This window comes from Bradyrhizobium sp. USDA 4504 (assembly GCF_054063995.1).
In genome coordinates this window covers 2,929,739-2,946,233 of sequence record NZ_JBSSGV010000001.1, presented here as the reverse complement: position 1 = coordinate 2,946,233, position 16,495 = coordinate 2,929,739, and the positions used below count along the sequence as shown (strand labels likewise).

Annotated in this window: 13 protein-coding genes and 1 pseudogene; 9 read left to right on the top strand and 5 right to left on the bottom strand. The window is 65.5% G+C overall.

Going from position 1 to position 16,495, the window contains the following annotated elements:
• Positions 1-293: 293 nt before the first annotated feature.
• From dusB to mgtE, 8 genes and pseudogenes are all read left to right on the top strand, one after another.
• Complete coding sequence (gene dusB, locus ACVMB1_RS13480; RefSeq protein ID WP_310884681.1) at positions 294-1,247, top strand: tRNA dihydrouridine synthase DusB; 954 nt, start codon at positions 294-296, stop codon at positions 1,245-1,247.
• The gene (locus tag ACVMB1_RS13475) at positions 1,244-2,419 is read left to right on the top strand and encodes a two-component system sensor histidine kinase NtrB (RefSeq protein ID WP_026192783.1); all 1,176 of its coding nucleotides are present in this window, start codon (positions 1,244-1,246) and stop codon (positions 2,417-2,419) included. The genes dusB and ACVMB1_RS13475 overlap by 4 nt, the downstream gene beginning before the upstream one ends.
• A 9-nt stretch (positions 2,420-2,428) precedes the next feature.
• The gene (gene ntrC, locus ACVMB1_RS13470; RefSeq protein WP_050419700.1) at positions 2,429-3,871 is read left to right on the top strand and encodes a nitrogen regulation protein NR(I); all 1,443 of its coding nucleotides are present in this window, start codon (positions 2,429-2,431) and stop codon (positions 3,869-3,871) included.
• 189 nt (positions 3,872-4,060) lie between these two features.
• Positions 4,061-6,544 carry a sensor histidine kinase NtrY-like gene (locus ACVMB1_RS13465; RefSeq protein WP_310884682.1) on the top strand — a complete coding sequence of 828 codons (2,484 nt, stop codon included), beginning with the start codon at positions 4,061-4,063 and terminating at the stop codon, positions 6,542-6,544.
• 17 nt (positions 6,545-6,561) lie between these two features.
• On the top strand, positions 6,562-7,932 hold the full coding sequence (ntrX, locus tag ACVMB1_RS13460) for a nitrogen assimilation response regulator NtrX (protein ID WP_028331957.1): 1,371 nt from the start codon (positions 6,562-6,564) through the stop codon (positions 7,930-7,932).
• A gap of 374 nt (positions 7,933-8,306) precedes the next feature.
• On the top strand, positions 8,307-8,555 hold the full coding sequence (gene hfq, locus ACVMB1_RS13455) for an RNA chaperone Hfq (protein ID WP_006020546.1): 249 nt from the start codon (positions 8,307-8,309) through the stop codon (positions 8,553-8,555).
• 11 nt (positions 8,556-8,566) lie between these two features.
• A complete protein-coding gene (gene hflX / locus ACVMB1_RS13450) occupies positions 8,567-9,949 on the top strand; it encodes a GTPase HflX (RefSeq protein ID WP_310884683.1) in 1,383 nt (460 codons plus the stop codon).
• A gap of 154 nt (positions 9,950-10,103) precedes the next feature.
• A pseudogene (mgtE, locus tag ACVMB1_RS13445) lies at positions 10,104-11,469 on the top strand (magnesium transporter).
• Here mgtE and ACVMB1_RS13440 read toward each other — a convergent pair.
• Both ACVMB1_RS13440 and mazG read right to left on the bottom strand, forming a co-directional pair.
• Positions 11,408-12,448 (bottom strand): IS481 family transposase, encoded by a 1,041-nt coding sequence (locus tag ACVMB1_RS13440; RefSeq protein ID WP_456849900.1) that lies wholly within the window; start codon positions 12,446-12,448, stop codon positions 11,408-11,410. The pseudogene mgtE and the gene ACVMB1_RS13440 sit on opposite strands and share 62 nt — an antisense overlap.
• 198 nt (positions 12,449-12,646) lie before the next feature.
• On the bottom strand, positions 12,647-13,492 hold the full coding sequence (gene mazG / locus ACVMB1_RS13435) for a nucleoside triphosphate pyrophosphohydrolase (RefSeq protein WP_057016581.1): 846 nt from the start codon (positions 13,490-13,492) through the stop codon (positions 12,647-12,649).
• Between the two features lie 128 nt (positions 13,493-13,620).
• Here mazG and queC point away from each other — a divergent pair, with 128 nt between their 5' ends.
• Entirely contained in the window at positions 13,621-14,340 is a 720-nt protein-coding gene (gene queC, locus ACVMB1_RS13430; protein WP_168856406.1) for a 7-cyano-7-deazaguanine synthase QueC, read from the top strand.
• A gap of 463 nt (positions 14,341-14,803) precedes the next feature.
• On the opposite strand, the gene ACVMB1_RS13425 is transcribed toward queC, so the two are convergent.
• Genes ACVMB1_RS13425 through nthA form a run of 3 tightly spaced genes read right to left on the bottom strand, consistent with a single transcriptional unit; the run spans position 14,804 to position 16,466 of the window.
• The gene (locus ACVMB1_RS13425) at positions 14,804-15,181 is read right to left on the bottom strand and encodes a nitrile hydratase accessory protein (RefSeq protein WP_229192093.1); all 378 of its coding nucleotides are present in this window, start codon (positions 15,179-15,181) and stop codon (positions 14,804-14,806) included.
• On the bottom strand, positions 15,181-15,840 hold the full coding sequence (nthB, locus tag ACVMB1_RS13420; protein WP_310884685.1) for a nitrile hydratase subunit beta: 660 nt from the start codon (positions 15,838-15,840) through the stop codon (positions 15,181-15,183). The genes ACVMB1_RS13425 and nthB overlap by 1 nt, the downstream gene beginning before the upstream one ends.
• Positions 15,837-16,466 (bottom strand): nitrile hydratase subunit alpha, encoded by a 630-nt coding sequence (nthA, locus tag ACVMB1_RS13415; protein WP_310884686.1) that lies wholly within the window; start codon positions 16,464-16,466, stop codon positions 15,837-15,839. Before nthA ends, nthB begins: the two co-directional genes overlap by 4 nt.
• Between the last annotated feature and the right edge of the window lie 29 nt (positions 16,467-16,495).

Sequence of the window (16,495 nt, the reverse complement as noted above, 5' to 3'; positions counted from 1 at the left end):
CGAGGATCGCCGCGCACAGCCCTTAGCATGACCGCTGCGCAAAAACAGAGCGTTTGCCGATGACTGTGGGAAAAGCAGATTTTGTTGCAGTGCACCTGCACTGATGATAGGAATGTCTAAACCGTAGGCATGAGCCTTGACTGCACAAGAATTGTGCGCAGAATAGGCGACGTCAGCTGCAATGGCGTGGCTGACAGAACGACGAGACGGCTGTGACCGGCGTGCAAAGTACTCCTCGTAACCCATTGAAGATCGGCGATATTGCTGTCGCCAACCGGGTTCTCCTCGCGCCCATGTCCGGCATCACCGATGCGCCCTTCCGGCGACTCGTTGCCACTTTGGGCGCCGGCCTGGTGGTCTCCGAGATGACCGCCAGCAACGATCTGGTGAACGGCAAGCCGATGTCGAAGCTGCGTTGCGAGGCAGCCGGGGTCGGGCCGCATGTGGTCCAGCTCGCGGGCTGCGAGACCCACTGGATGGCGGAGGGCGCACGGATCGCCGAAGGCGCCGGCGCCGACGTCATCGACATCAACATGGGCTGTCCGGCCCGCCACGTGACCGGGGGCCAGTCCGGCTCGGCCCTGATGCGCGACCTCGACCACGCGATCACGCTGATCGAGGCGACGCTGTCGGCGGTCAAGGTGCCGGTCACGCTGAAGATGCGGCTCGGCTGGGATGACCACTCGCTCAATGCGCCGGAACTGGCGCGCCGCGCCGAGGACGCCGGCGTGCAGATGATCACCGTGCATGGCCGGACCCGCTGCCAGTTCTACAAGGGCGAGGCGAACTGGAACGCGGTGCGCGCGGTCAAGGACGCCGTCACCGTCCCGGTCGTGGTCAACGGCGATATCACCTCGTTCGACAAGGCTGTCAGTGCGCTCGAGATGTCGGGCGCCGACGCCGTCATGATCGGCCGCGGCGCGCAGGGGCAGCCCTGGCTGCCGGGACAGATCGGCCGTCGCCTCGAGACCGGGATCGCCGAGGCCGCGCCGTCGCTCGCCGAGCAGCTCAAGCACGTTCGCGCGCTCTATGACGAGGTTTGCAGCCACTATGGCCTGCGCATCGGGCTCAAGCATGCACGCAAGCATCTGGGCTGGGCGCTGGAGGCTGCTGCGGCCTATAGCTGCGCGCCGGCCGCGACCTTGAAGACCTGGCGGCAGGCGATCCTGACCGCGGAAGAGCCGTCCAGCGTGCATCGCTCGCTCGCCGACGCCTACGACGATTTTGCCTGGAGTGCTGCCGCATGACGTCAGCCATGGAATTCCGCCGGCCGGTGCCGACTGACGGGGAGGCCATCCTCAATGCGCTGCCCAATCCGGTGCTGCTGGTCGCACCCGACGGGCGGATCGTCGACGCCAATATCGCAGCCGAATCATTCTTCGAGATATCGACCCAGTTCCTGCGCCGGCAGTCGCTGAAGGAACTGGTGCCGTTCGGCAGCCCGCTGCTGGCGCTGATCGAGCAGGTGCGGACGAGCGGCTCGCCGGTCAACGAATACAAGGTCGATCTCGGCACGCCGCGGATCGGCGGCGATCGCCAGGTCGATCTGCACGTCGCGCCGCTGACCGAGCGGCCCGGGCATATCGTGGTGATGCTGCAGGAGCGTACCATCGCCGACAAGATGGATCGCCAGCTCACCCATCGCAGCGCGGCGCGCTCGGTGATCGCGCTGGCGGCGATGCTCGCCCACGAGATCAAGAACCCGCTGTCGGGCATCCGCGGCGCGGCGCAGCTTTTGGAGCAGCAGGCGTCCTCCGAGGACCGGCTGCTGACACGACTGATCTGCGACGAGGCGGACCGCATCGTGACGCTGGTCGACCGCATGGAGGTGTTCGGCGACGACCGCCCGGTGGCGCGCGGTCCGGTCAACATCCATTCCGTGCTCGATCATGTGAAGCGCCTGGCGCAGTCCGGCTTTGCCCGCAATGTCCGCTTCATCGAGGACTACGATCCGTCGTTGCCGCCGGTGCTGGCCAACCAGGACCAGCTGATCCAGGTGTTCCTCAACCTCGTGAAGAACGCGGCCGAAGCGGTGGCCGATCTCGGCACCGATGCCGAGATCCAGCTCACCACTGCGTTCCGGCCAGGCGTGCGGCTGTCGGTGCCCGGCAAGAAATCGCGGGTCTCGCTGCCGCTGGAATTCTGCGTCAAGGACAACGGCTCTGGCGTGCCGGAAGACCTGCTGCCGAACCTGTTCGATCCCTTCGTCACCACCAAGCAGACCGGCAGCGGGCTCGGCCTCGCGCTGGTCGCCAAGATCGTCGGCGATCACGGCGGCATCATCGAATGCGAGTCGCAGCCGCGCAAAACCACTTTCCGCGTGCTGATGCCGATGTACAGCGCCGCCAAGCAACTCGACCAAAGCAACCGCGATGACGTTCCGGGTACGTCCTCGCCTGCCTCTCAGGATGCACGATGAGGAACACCAATGCCTGCAGGTAGCATACTTGTCGCTGACGACGACACCGCCATCCGGACCGTCCTGAACCAGGCGCTGTCGCGCGCCGGCTATGAGGTTCGCCTCACCGGCAACGCCGCCACGCTGTGGCGCTGGGTCAGCCAAGGCGAGGGCGATCTTGTCATCACCGACGTGGTGATGCCCGACGAGAACGCATTCGATCTCTTGCCGCGGATCAAGAAGATGCGGCCGAATTTGCCGGTCATCGTGATGAGCGCGCAGAACACCTTCATGACCGCGATCCGGGCCTCCGAGCGCGGCGCCTACGAATATCTGCCGAAGCCGTTCGACCTGAAGGAGCTGATCACCATCGTCGGCCGCGCGCTGGCCGAGCCGAAGGAGCGGGTCTCCAGTCCCGCCGATGACGGCGAGTTCGACTCGATCCCGCTGGTCGGCCGTTCGCCGGCGATGCAGGAAATCTACCGCGTGCTGGCGCGGCTGATGCAGACCGACCTCACCGTGATGATCTCGGGCGAATCAGGCACCGGCAAGGAGCTGGTCGCACGTGCGCTGCACGACTACGGACGGCGCCGCAACGGCCCGTTCGTCGCGGTCAACATGGCGGCGATCCCGCGCGACCTGATCGAATCGGAGCTGTTCGGCCATGAGCGCGGCGCCTTCACCGGCGCCAACACCCGCGCCTCCGGCCGCTTCGAGCAGGCCGAGGGCGGCACGCTGTTCCTCGACGAGATCGGCGACATGCCGATGGAGGCGCAGACCCGGCTGCTCCGCGTGCTGCAGCAGGGCGAATACACCACCGTCGGCGGCCGCACCCCAATCAAGACCGACGTCCGCATCGTCGCCGCCTCCAACAAGGACCTGCGCATCCTGATCCAACAGGGGCTGTTCCGCGAGGATCTGTTCTTCCGCCTCAACGTGGTGCCGCTGCGGCTGCCGCCGCTGCGCGAGCGCATCGAGGATCTGCCCGACCTGATCCGGCACTTCTTCTCGCTCGCCGAGAAGGACGGCCTGCCGCCGAAGAAGCTCGACGCCCAGGCGCTCGAGCGGCTCAAGCAGCACCGCTGGCCGGGCAACGTCCGCGAGCTGGAAAACCTCGCCCGGCGGCTCGCCGCGCTCTATCCGCAGGACGTCATCACGTCTTCCGTCATCGACGGCGAGCTGGCGCCGCCGGCGGTCACCTCGGGCAGCACGGCGACCGTCGGCGTCGACAATCTCGGCGGCGCGGTCGAGGCCTATCTGTCCTCGCACTTCTCCGGCTTCCCGAACGGCGTGCCGCCGCCGGGCCTCTACCACCGTATCCTCAAGGAGATCGAGATCCCGCTGCTGACCGCCGCGCTGGCGGCGACCCGCGGCAACCAGATCCGGGCCGCCGACCTGCTCGGGTTGAACCGCAATACGCTGCGCAAGAAGATCCGCGACCTCGACATCCAAGTCTACCGGAGCGGCGGCTAGGGCTGCCAGGGCGGGGCGCGAGCCTCGCTTCAAGCTCGCTACCGTTATTGAGTAGTCACAAATGGTTTTGGGGACACGGCGCCGCACCAGGGGTTTGCGCCGCGGAAATGTCGCAATTCGGCAACATTGTGATATGATTGCATCAGTTCGCAATTCCCGCGGGCGATCGCTCTCAGCTCAATTGCCGGTATGACCAGCGCAGAGACCACCGCTTCAACATTACGCGCCCCGTCGGCCGAGCCCAATGCAGAGGCGCGGGGCTTCCCGCTGCGGCGCTGGCTGGCGCCGTTTGCCGTGGCCATCGCGCTGCTGTCCGCCTTCCTGACCTTCGTGGTGCTGACCGGGCTGACCCCGATCGAGCCCACGTCCGAGGTGGTCCGCTCCTTCCTGATGATCAATGCCGGCACGATCCTGCTGCTGGTCGGCATCATCGTCCGGGAAGTCTGGCAGATGGTGCAGGCGAGGCGGCGCGGCCGGGCCGCGGCGCGGCTGCATGTGCAGATTGTCGGCCTGTTCTCGGTGATCGCGGTGCTGCCCGCCGTGCTGGTGTCGATCGTCGCCAACGTCACCATCGAGCGCGGCCTCGACCGGCTGTTCTCGGGTCCCACCAAGCAAGTGATCCAGAATTCGCTGACCATCGCCAGTGCCTACATGCAGGAGCACGCCCAGCTCATCAACGGCGACACGCTGGCGATGGCCAATGACCTCGCCCATGCCCGGCCGCTCTACGACCAGGATCGCATGACGTTCCTGCAGCTGATGACGGCCGGCGCCGAGTCGCGCAATCTTCCGGTCGCGGTGCTGATGGACAAGGACGGCAAGATCGTCGCCAGCGCCGAGACCGGCGTTCGCCTGAACTACGAGGCGCCGCCGCCCGACATCCTGAAGGACATCAACGAGACCGAGCCGAAGATCTCGGTCTTTCCGGAAAACTACGTCGCCTCCGTGGTCCGCCTGCGGGCCTATGACGACATGTTCCTGTATGTGGCGCGGCTGCTCGATCCGGCGGTGGTTGCCCAGCTCAAGCAGACCCAGACCAGCGCGGCCGAATATGCCCAGCTCGAGACCCGCAGGCTCGGCATCCAGGTCGCGTTCGCGCTGATGTTCGCGGTGATCGCGCTGACCATCCTGATGGCCTCGGTGCTGATCGGGCTGAACTTCGCCAACGGGCTGGTGTCGCCGATCCGCCAGCTGATGGGTGCGGCGAGCGAGGTCTCGACCGGCAATCTCAATGTCCAGGTGCCGGTCAACAAGTCGGAAAGCGACCTCGCGCTGCTCGGCGAAATCTTCAACAAGATGACCCAGGAGCTGCGCACCCAGCGCAACGAGCTGGTCGACGCCAGCGAGACCATCGACAGCCGCCGCCGTTTCATCGAAGCGGTGCTGTCGTCGGCCTCTGCCGGCATCATCGGGGTCGACGCCTCAGGCACCATCGGCGTCCTCAACCGCTCGGCGGAGAAGCTGATCGGGCACGCCGAATCGGAGACGCTCGGCCATCCGCTCTCGGACGTGCTGCCCGAGCTCGACGAGATGATGAAAACCGCGCGCGAGGGAACGCAGCGCCTGGTGCAGGGGCAGGTCACGATCCTGCGCGACGGCCATGAGCGCAATCTGTCGGTCCGCGTCTCGGCCGAGCAGACCAGCCAGTCGCGCGACAACTACATCATCACACTCGACGACATCACCGAGCTGGTGTCGGCGCAGCGCACCTCGGCCTGGGGCGACGTCGCCCGCCGCATCGCCCACGAGATCAAGAACCCGCTGACCCCGATCCAGCTCTCCGCCGAGCGCATCCGCCGCAAGTTCGGCAAGACCATCACCGAGGAGAAGGACAAGTCGATCTTCGAGCAGTGCACCGATACCATCGTGCGCCAGGTCGACGACATCAGGCGGATGGTCGACGAGTTCTCGCGCTTTGCGCGGATGCCGAAGCCGGTGATGGAAGGGGAGGACGTCGCCGACGTGGTGCGCCAGGCGGTGTTCCTGATGAAGGTCGCGCATCCCGATCTCGACATCGAGGCCGACATCAAGCAGTCGCCGCTGCCCGCGCAGTTCGACCGCCGGCTGATCTCGCAGGCGCTGACCAACATCATCAAGAACGCCACCGAGGCGATCGAGCAGGTGCCGCGCGAGGAACTCGGCAAGGGCCGCATCGACGTCGTGGCGCAGCGCGCGAACGACGACATCCTGATCGACGTGGTCGACAACGGCATCGGCCTGCCCAAGGTCGCCCGCGCGCGCCTGCTCGAGCCCTATGTCACGACCCGGGCGAAGGGCACCGGCCTCGGCCTGGCGATCGTCGGCCGCGTTCTGGAGGACCATGGCGGCCGCATCGAGCTCAAGGATGCCTCCGATTTCCGCGACGGCCAGCGCGGTGCCTGGATGCGGCTGCGCTTTGCCGTCACGGGACACGCGGCCAAGCCGGAGAACAAGCCCGAAAGCAAGGACCAAAAACCGGACGTCAAACCGGACAAGGCCGAACCGGAAAGTGAAAAAAATCCGCCGGAGGAGCCGACCAACGGCCCGGCACAAGCGACCAACAATGAACCAAAAATCCAAGAACCGACCCAAGAACCAATCCAAGAACCTATCCGAGATCCCGCTGATCAGGGGCCAAACAATCAAGAGCCAAATGCGCAAAAGCCAAAATTCAAAGCCGCGACGAGCGACTGACAAGGCAGGTGTAACCCATGGCAAGTGACATTCTGATTGTCGACGACGAAGCTGACATTCGCGACCTCGTTGCGGGTATTCTGGACGATGAGGGCTTTTCCACGCGCACCGCGCGCGACAGCGACTCGGCGCTCGCCGAGATCGCCAACCGCCGGCCCAACCTTGTCTTCCTCGACATCTGGCTGCAGGGCTCCAAGCTCGACGGCCTGCAGTTGCTCGAGCAGATCAAGAAGGACAATGCCGATCTGCCCGTCGTGATGATCTCGGGCCACGGCAACATCGAGACCGCGGTCGCCGCGATCAAGCGCGGTGCCTACGACTTCATCGAGAAGCCGTTCAAGTCGGACCGGCTGATCCTGGTCGCGACCCGGGCGCTGGAGACCTCGCGGCTCAAGCGCGAGGTGAAGGAGCTCAAGCAGCTGGCTCCGGCGGCGAGCGTCCTGACCGGCCGCTCGGCCTGCATGAACCAGCTGCGCCAGACTATCGACCGCGCCGCCAAGGCCAACAGCCGCATCCTGATCGTCGGTCCCTCCGGCGCCGGCAAGGAGCTTGCCGCGCGCACGCTGCACCATGCCTCCGGGCGCGCCGAGGGGCCGTTCGTGGTGATCAATGCGGCCGCGATCACGCCGGAGCGCATGGAGATCGAGCTGTTCGGCATCGAGGGATCGAACGGCGAGCAGCAGCGCAAGGCCGGCGCGCTCGAGGAGGCGCATGGCGGCACGCTGTTCATCGACGAGATCGCGGACATGCCGCGCGAGACCCAGAACAAGATTCTGCGTGTGCTGGTCGATCAGACCTTCCAGCGCCAGGGCGGCACCGGCAAAGTCCATGTCGACGTCCGCATCATCTCCTCGACCGCGCGCAATCTCGAGGAGGAGATCGCCGCAGGCCGCTTCCGCGAGGACCTCTATCATCGCCTCTCGGTGGTGCCGATCCGGGTGCCGCCGCTGTCGGAGCGACGCGAGGACATCCCCGAGCTGATCGACTATTTCATGGACCAGATCTCGGCCGCCACCGGCCTGCCGAAGCGGCAGATCGGGCAGGACGCGATGGCGGTCCTGCAGTCGCACGTCTGGCCGGGCAACGTCCGCCAGCTCCGCAACAATGTCGAGCGCGTGATGATCCTGGCCGGCGGCGGTCCGGAGGCGATCATCACCGCCGACATGCTGCCGCAGGATGTCGGCTCGATGGTGCCGGCGATGCCGACCTCCAACAATGGCGAGCACATCATGGGCCTGCCGTTGCGCGAGGCGCGCGAGGTGTTCGAGCGCGACTATCTGATCGCCCAGATCAGCCGCTTCTCCGGCAATATCTCGCGCACCGCGGAGTTCGTCGGCATGGAGCGCTCGGCGCTGCATCGCAAGCTGAAGGCGCTCGGGGTCGGCTGACCCCGGCGCGGCAGGCCGGCAGTCCGCTGGCGGCTCGAAGCGAAGCCCCGGCGGTCACCCGCCGGGGAGCCGACAGGCGGCTCTCGGGGCGGTTTGGATCGATCGGCGGGGCGAGGGCGGGGCCGGTACAACCGGGGATTTATCCACGCTCCACGAGAATATTCGTCTCTTTCCCCGCACTTTCTTAGAATTGCCACCGTGTTCCTACCGACTGCACCGCGAACTGGCTTGCCTAAAAACCGCGCGTAGCCTCTAATCCTACCGCTATGCCTGCCGGAGGGGGATCTCGTGGCAGGTGGGCAGCCGGAGGAGGCTCCGTCAGAGAGCAACAACCGGTTCAATAAAAAGAAGCACAAGCTTGCGGGACAAAAACAATGGCGGCAGACCGCGCACAAAATCTACAAGACACCTTCCTTAATCACGTTCGTAAAACCAAGACGCCACTGACGATATTTCTGGTCAACGGAGTAAAGCTGCAGGGCATTGTCACATGGTTCGACAATTTCTGCTTGCTGCTGCGGCGCGATGGTCACTCGCAGCTGGTCTACAAGCACGCGATCTCGACCATCATGCCCGGAGCTCCGATTCAGTTGTTCGAAGGTGGTGAGGACGCACCGGCTTGAGAGTGAACTGATTGGAACCCTTCAATCGTGAAGGGGGCGCCGACCGTGCCCGGTCGGCGGGGGACGGCAGCACCGGGCGGGTGATCGTCATCGGCCCGTACCTGCGCACGCGCCGTGGCGACGGCGATGCGCAAACGGATTCCTCTGTCCGCGACTATGAAGCGCGGATCGAGGAAGCCGCCGGCCTCGCCGGTGCGATCGACCTCATGGTGGTGGACTCCGTGATCGCGCCGATCAGCCAGATCCGGCCCGCGACTTACCTCGGCAAGGGCAAGGTCGAGGAGATCAACGGGCTCGTCGCCAGCAACCAGGTCGAGCTCGTGGTGATGGATTGCGCGCTGTCGCCGATCCAGCAGCGCAATCTCGAGAAGGCCTGGAGCACCAAGGTGCTCGACCGCACCGGCCTGATCCTGGAAATCTTCGGCCGCCGCGCCAAGACCAAGGAAGGCGCGCTGCAGGTCGAGCTCGCCCATCTCAACTATCAGCGCAGCCGTCTGGTGCGGTCCTGGACCCATCTCGAGCGCCAGCGTGGCGGCTTCGGCTTCATGGGCGGCCCCGGCGAAACCCAGATCGAGGCCGACCGCCGCCTGATCAGCGAGCGCATCACCAAGCTCGAAGGCGAGTTGAAGAAGGTGCAGGCGACGCGGCGGCTGCATCGGGCCGGCCGCCAGCGCGTGCCGTATCGCGTGGTGGCGCTGGTCGGCTACACCAATGCCGGCAAATCGACGCTGTTCAACCGCCTGACCCGCGCCGATGTGCAGGCCGCGGACATGCTGTTTGCGACGCTCGACCCGACCCTGCGCGCGCTCAACCTGCCGCATGGCGGCAAGGCGATGCTGTCGGACACGGTCGGCTTCATCTCCAATTTGCCGACCCAGCTGGTGGCCGCGTTCCGCGCCACGCTGGAAGAGGTGCTGGAAGCCGACATCATCCTGCATGTCCGCGACATCTCCCATGAGGACGCGGAGGCGCAGGAGCGCGACGTCGAGGCGGTGTTGCGCCAGCTCGGCATCGATCCCGATGCCGACGGTGGCCAGCGCATCATCGAGGTCTGGAACAAGATCGACCGCTTCGATCCCGAGGAGCGGGACAATTTGCGCAATATCGCCGCGCGCCGTCCGCCGGAGCGGCCATGCTTCCTGGTTTCGGCCGCAACAGGCGAGGGGATCGATGCGCTGCTCGCCGCGATCGAGGATCGCCTCGCGGCCAAGCGCTCGACGCTCAATCTTTCGATCGACGCCTCCGACGGCGCCGGCATCAGCTGGCTGCACCGCAATGCCGAGGTTCTGAACAAGGAGCTGCATGGCGAGCGCTTCGACATGACGGTGCGCGTCGACGAGACCAAGCGCGACATCGTGATGAGCCGGTTCGCCGCTGTCCCCTACGAGGCGTAAGCCCTCGAATACGGGCCCTGCAATCTTCCGAAATATGAAGATGCCGTGACGTTGCAGGGCGCCGATGCGCCTGCGACGCGGCGTCGCACTTTCTGTTTGAAATCCGCGCCGCCTTGGTTCATTGCGCTGTAGAACGCGAAGCCGAGGCGGATCGATGCAGGACACCAGCGAAACCATCACGAAAGAGACGCTCGCCGGCCAGAGCGGTGATCTTGCCCAGGAGCGGGCGCCCGAAATCGTCGAGGCGCTCAATGCCCGGGAGCCCGCGGATGCCGCGAAGCTGCTGCGATCGCTGCCGGCCGAGAAGGCGATCGAGGTGCTTGACCTGCCCGGACTCGACAACACCTGCGAGATCCTGGCCGAGCTGCCGAAGGATACCGCGGTCTCGCTGTTGTCGGGCGTCTCCGACGACCGTGCCGCCGATATCTTCAAGGAGCTGGTCGAGCCGCTGCGCACCACGCTGTTGAACGGGCTCAATCCGGAGACCCGCAACGTCATCTCGGGGCTGTTGGCCTATCCCGAGCGCAGCGCCGGCAGCATCATGACGACCGAGTTCGTCAGCGTGCCCTCGAGCTGGACCATCGCCGAGGTCCTGCATCACATCCGGATGGTCGAGCGCACCCGCGAGACCGTCTACTCGATCTTCGTGATCGACCCGGTCAAGAAGACCCTGATCCAGGCCGTGCCGCTGCGCCGCCTGATCTCGGGCGATCCGCACGCCAATGTGCTGACCGCGGCGCCGGCGCGGAAGCCGTTGATGATCTCGCCGGAGGCCGATCGCATGGAGGCGGCGCGGCTGATCTCGCGCTACGACCTGCTCGCCGTCGCCGTCGTCGACGGCCCCGGCCATATCCTCGGCATCGTCACGGTCGACGACGTCATCGACGCCATCGTCGAGGAATCGACCGAGGACGCCCAGAAGTTCGGCGGCATGGAAGCGATCGACGAGCCGTATTTGCGGATCGGTTTCGGCGAGATGATCAAGAAGCGCGCCGGCTGGCTGTGCGCACTGTTCCTGTCGGAAATGCTGACCGCGACCGCAATGCAGTCGTACCAGAGTGAGCTCGAGAAGGCGATCGTCCTGACGCTCTTCATCCCGCTGATCATGAGCTCGGGCGGCAATTCCGGCTCCCAGGCAACCTCGCTGTTGATCCGTTCGCTGGCGCTGCACGAGGTGCGGCTGCGCGACTGGTGGCGTGTCGCCGAATTGCCGACAGGCATCGTGCTCGGCGCCATTCTCGGCCTGATCGGCGTCGTCAGGATCACGCTCTGGCAGACGCTCGGGCCTGTTCGACTACGGCCCGCATTGGGTGCTCGTCGCAGCGACCGTCGGCACCGCACTGATCGGCATCGTCACCTTCGGATCGCTGTGCGGCTCGATGCTGCCCTTCATCCTCAAACGCATCGGCTTCGACCCGGCCAGCGCCTCCGCGCCATTCGTCGCGACACTGGTCGACGTCACCGGCCTCGTGATCTATTTCGGCGTCGCCGCGGTGATCCTGCGCGGGACGCTGTTGTAGGCTGAGCCTGCGCCCTCAACCTCGGTGTCGTCCCTGCGAAAGTGTTCGGTCCCGTGTGATTGGCGAGGGCCTGGATTGGCGCCAGGTAGCCGAGGCATTTGAGGCGGGTCCGATTGTAGTCGTGGACGAACCTGGCGATGAAGGTGTCGCGGTCGGCGTGGTTGACAAAGGTACGGCGCGCGCTGCCCCGTTTGTGTTCGCGGCCGATGGCTTCAGCGATGCGCCGGTCGAAGCGTTCGACGAGGCCGTTGGTTTGCGGGTGGTAGGGCTTGGTCAGGCGATGCTCGATTGCGCGCTGCTTGCAGAGCCGATCAAAGGGGTGGTCGCCGGAAGGCTTCCCGACCGGTTTGTTCTTCTTGTCGACGGCGAAGCGGTCGGTGAACTCGGCTCCGTTGTCGGTCAGGATGGTGTGAACACCGTGCGGAAAGTCGGCCAGGAAGCGTTCGAGGAAGCCGGTCGCGGTCGTTCCGTCTCGCCTGGAATGGATCTCGACGAAGACGTATCGGGTGGCGCGATCGATCGCGACAAAGGCATAACTGGTGCGGCGTTGCAGCGCGGGCAGATACTTCACGTCGATATGAATGAAGCCGATGCTGGCGCTTTCGAAGACGCCGGCCCTGGGCTTGTCAGGCTTGGCAAGCCGGCTGATGCCGTTGCGCTGCAGGCAGCGGTGGATCGCGCTGCGGGACAGCTTGGCATTGATGCACCGCTGCATCACCTCGACGATATCGTCCAGCGGCAATTGGAGCGACGTCCGTAGTTCACAAACGGCCCTTTCTTCAACCGCGGAGAGGCTGGTCGTGAGGTTCTTCGGCCGGTGCGAGCGGTCTTCGACCGTCGTGCGGCTGCGCCAGCGATAAATCGTGGTCTCGCTGACCCCCAGCTCGGCCGCCAATTGGGCGACCGACTTCCTGCTGCGCTGGATGTAGGCACGCGTCTTCGGTGTCGTCGTGGCGTTCGCATGCAGGCTCAGTTCCATGACGCGAAGCGCTCCATGATAAAAGCCACGCCTCGTTCTACACCGATTCCATCCAACCAATCAGCAGGGACCAAACACGAAAGCAGGGACCCATGACCACCGGCCATCGTTGTTGAGTGCAGCGGAAGTTCTGCATCTTGCTCGCCTCGCTGAATCTCTGGCGATGCGTGGGATTGATACCGTCGACTATCCGTTAGATCACGCGGTATGGGTCCCGGCGTTCGCCGGGACGACGGCGGTTTTGGCTTCATTCCACAACGCGTCCATCTCCTCCAGCGATGCCCCCTCCAGCGAACGCCCCTGCGCCGCCAGCGCCTTCTCGATATAGGCAAAGCGCCGCTCGAACTTGGCGTTGGTCGCACGCAGCGCCGCTTCCGGATCGGCGTCGACGTGGCGGGCGAGGTTGACCAGCGCGAACATCAGGTCGCCGGTTTCCTCCGCGATCTCCGCCTTGTCGTTGCGGTCGAGCGCGGCCTCGATCTCGTCGGCCTCCTCGCGGATCTTGGCGAGCACCGCGCGCGGGTCGTTCCAGTCGAAGCCGACGGTGGACGCCTTGCGCTGCAGCTCCATCGCGCGCGTCAGGGCAGGCAGGCCCGCCTTCACGCTCGCCAGCAGCGATTTGTGCGCAGTCTCTTCGGGCGGCCGCCGCGCGGCGCGCTCGGCCTTCTCCTCGGCCTTGATCCGTTCCCAGGCGCTCTTGACGCCGGCCGGCTGGATATTGCCGTCCTTGTCGGCGAAGACGTGCGGATGACGGCGGATCATCTTCCTGGTGATCGCCTCGACCACATCGCCGAACGCGAACGCGTTCTGCTCCTCGGCCATCCTGGCGTGATAGACCACCTGCAACAGCAGGTCGCCGAGCTCCTCGCGCAAATCGTCGAGATCGCCGCGCGTGATCGCATCCGCAACCTCATAGGCCTCCTCGATCGTGTAGGGCGCGATGGTCTCGAAATTCTGCACGAGGTCCCAGGGGCAGCCGGTCACCGGCGTGCGCAGCGCAGCCATGATCTCGATCAGGCGGGAAATGTCGCGGGATGGGGTCATGGGGCACCGGCATCAAAGAGGTATTGGCTTTATGCCAATACACCCCTCCCGATCCCAGTAAAACACGCCGGAATCGCGACGCTGTCCACGGATTGGCCACGGCGCCGTCAGGTGCTAAATCGCGTTCCATGACCGATCAGAATGCTTCCGACACCGCGCTGGTGCTGTTTTCCGGCGGCCAGGATTCCACCACGTGCCTTGCCTGGGCCTTGTCGCGCTTTGCCCGCGTCGAGATGCTCGGCTTCACCTACGGCCAGCGCCACGCGATCGAGCTCGATTGCCGGGACCAGCTGCTGGCCGGGATCAGGCGGGTCCGGCCGGAATGGTCTGCGAAACTCGGCGACAGCCACACGCTTGATATCCCGACGCTGTCCGAGATTTCCGACACCGCGCTGACCCGCGACGTCGCGATCGAAATGGGCGCGGACGGCTTGCCGAACACCTTCGTGCCCGGCCGCAACCTCGTGTTCCTCACCTTCGCTGGGGCGCTCGCCTATCGGCGGGGGATCCGCCACATCATCGGCGGCATGTGCGAGACCGACTATTCCGGCTACCCGGATTGCCGCGACGAGACCATCAAGGCATTGCAGTCCGCGCTCAATCTCGGCATGGCCAGGGATTTCGAGCTGCACACGCCGCTGATGTGGCTCGACAAGGCCGCGACCTGGCGGCTCGCGCACGAGCTCGGCGGAGCAGGGCTGGTCGACCTGATCCGCGAGCACTCGCACACCTGCTATCTCGGCGAACGCGGCGCGCAGCACGATTGGGGCTATGGCTGCGGCGAATGCCCGGCCTGCAGCCTGCGGGCCAAGGGCTGGCGGGAGTACGTCGCGCAGGGTGGCCCGTAACCGTGGACTGATGGCCCCGCAGGGAGCACGGCCAAAATATCGAAAACAACCCCATGCAAAGGAGTCGGCGGCTGCCGGCGTTCGACACGGCAACGTTCGACACGGCAACTTGACACGTCGGGCAACTCAGCGGTATTCTTCTATTATCCAGAAATCGTCCCAGGCCCGGCTCGACCGGGCGATCCGGTATGCTGCGGCTTCTCGGCTCCAGCACTCCCGTCTCTGGAATCCGTGCGCGCGGTTCTCTCCCCGTCGTCGTCCCGGCGAAGGCCGGGACCCATACGCCGCGGCAGGCGTTGTGGGTGGGACTCGTCGTTCCAGCATCGCGTAACAATTTGCATTTGGGGTTATGGGTCCCGGCCTTCGCCGGGACGACGATGAGGATGAGTTCGCGATTCAAGGCGACCCACCACGCGATGACATCACCCGCGCATGCGCATGTAGGTAATCATGGCATTCGAGGCTACTCGAAATCCCCCGCCGTCAGCACGATCGGCTGGCCGTGCGGGGTGCGGTCGGCGGCGTGGTCCCAAGCGTCGCGGTAGCGGTGCAGTGTCTCATGCGTCGTGACGCCCTTGGCGGCGACGAGATGTTCGAGCGTCGCGAGCCAGTGCTGGTAATAGGTCTCGCCGGTGTCGGGATCGCCGGCGGCCTGCGCGCGCTTGATCTGGTCGGCGAGTGCGGCGGCCCATTCGGGCCAGGTGAACACGCCGCGGTCATGCAGCGTCAAGGCCATGGCGAACGCCTGCGCCTCCCACGGTGCGCGGAACACCGGGCCGTCCTGGTCGCGGGGAATGCTGGACACTGCGCTGGTGGCGCGCGCGGCGGCACCTGCATCCATCACACGGCCTCCAGATACGGCTCGAACGCGTCGATCGAGACCTTGATGGTCGGATCGGAGTCCGGTCCCCACAGCTCGCGTCCGTCGAACACGACGGTGTACAGCCATTGCGGATGCTCGCCGGCGTCGTTGGCCACCGTATCGGGAAATACGTGACAGCCATGATCGCGCTCGACCACCCCGACGTGACCGCGCACGTAGCGCGGCAACCGTGTGTGCGTGGCGGGATGGATGTTCTTCGCCCGCACCCGATCGCCGGCCTTGAATTTCGCAGGTCCCGGCGCGGCGCGGCCGAACTTGCCGCGCACCATCACGCGCTCGACATCGGCGACGGAGAACTTGCCGTGCTTGAGCGATTTCGCCGGCGCGACGGAACGTCCGGCGGCGACATCGTCGTTCGAGATGAAGCCCTTGTCGAGCAGCAGGGCCTCCAGCCCGAGCAGCCATTTCCTGTAGTAGGAGCTCGACAGATAGACCTGCGGCGGCAGCGTCTCGCGATAGAAGCGCGAGGCGTCGATGTTGAAGGCGCCGGCCGCGCCCATCGCGCGGACCATGGCGAGCACCCGGGATTCCCATTCCTCATGGAACATCGGCTCGTTCGTCTCGGGCTCGACCTTGCCGAACCCATCCATGCCGCCCATGTCGTGGACGCCGTTCATGACGGCGCTCCCGGCTTGTTGGGAAAGCCGGTGCCGATCATGGAATCGCGCGTCACCAGCTCGGCGAGCTGGTCTTCGCTCCAGCCCTCGGTGCCTTCGGGCCGCATCGGCAGCACCAGGAAGCGCGTCTCCGCGGTCGAATCCCAGACCCGGATTTCCGTCTCCTTCGGCAGGCTGACGCCGAAATCGGCGAGCACGCCGCGCGGATCCTTGACCGCGCGCGAGCGATACGGCGAGGCCTTGTACCAGACCGGCGGCAGCCCGAGCATTTCCCAGGGATAACAGGAGCACAATGTGCAGACGACCATGTTGTGGCGGCCGGGTGTATTCTCGATCGCGACCAGATGGTCGCCGACCCGGCTGACATGGCCGAGGGTGCCGACCGCCTTGCTGGCGTCCTCGAGCAGCGCCTTCTTGAAGGCGGGATCGGTCCAGGCCTTGGCGACGACCCGGGCGCCGTTATGCGGGCCGATCTTGGTCTCATAGGCCTGCACGATGGCGTCGAGCGCGGCAGCCTCGACATAGCCCTTCTCGGTCAGGATCGATTCCAGCGCGCGGACGCGCAGTTCGGTCTCCGACAGTTCGGAATGGTCGTGATCGTGGTGGTGATGATCATGTTCGCTCATGCCCACAGAATAGGCGAAACCGTCGTGCT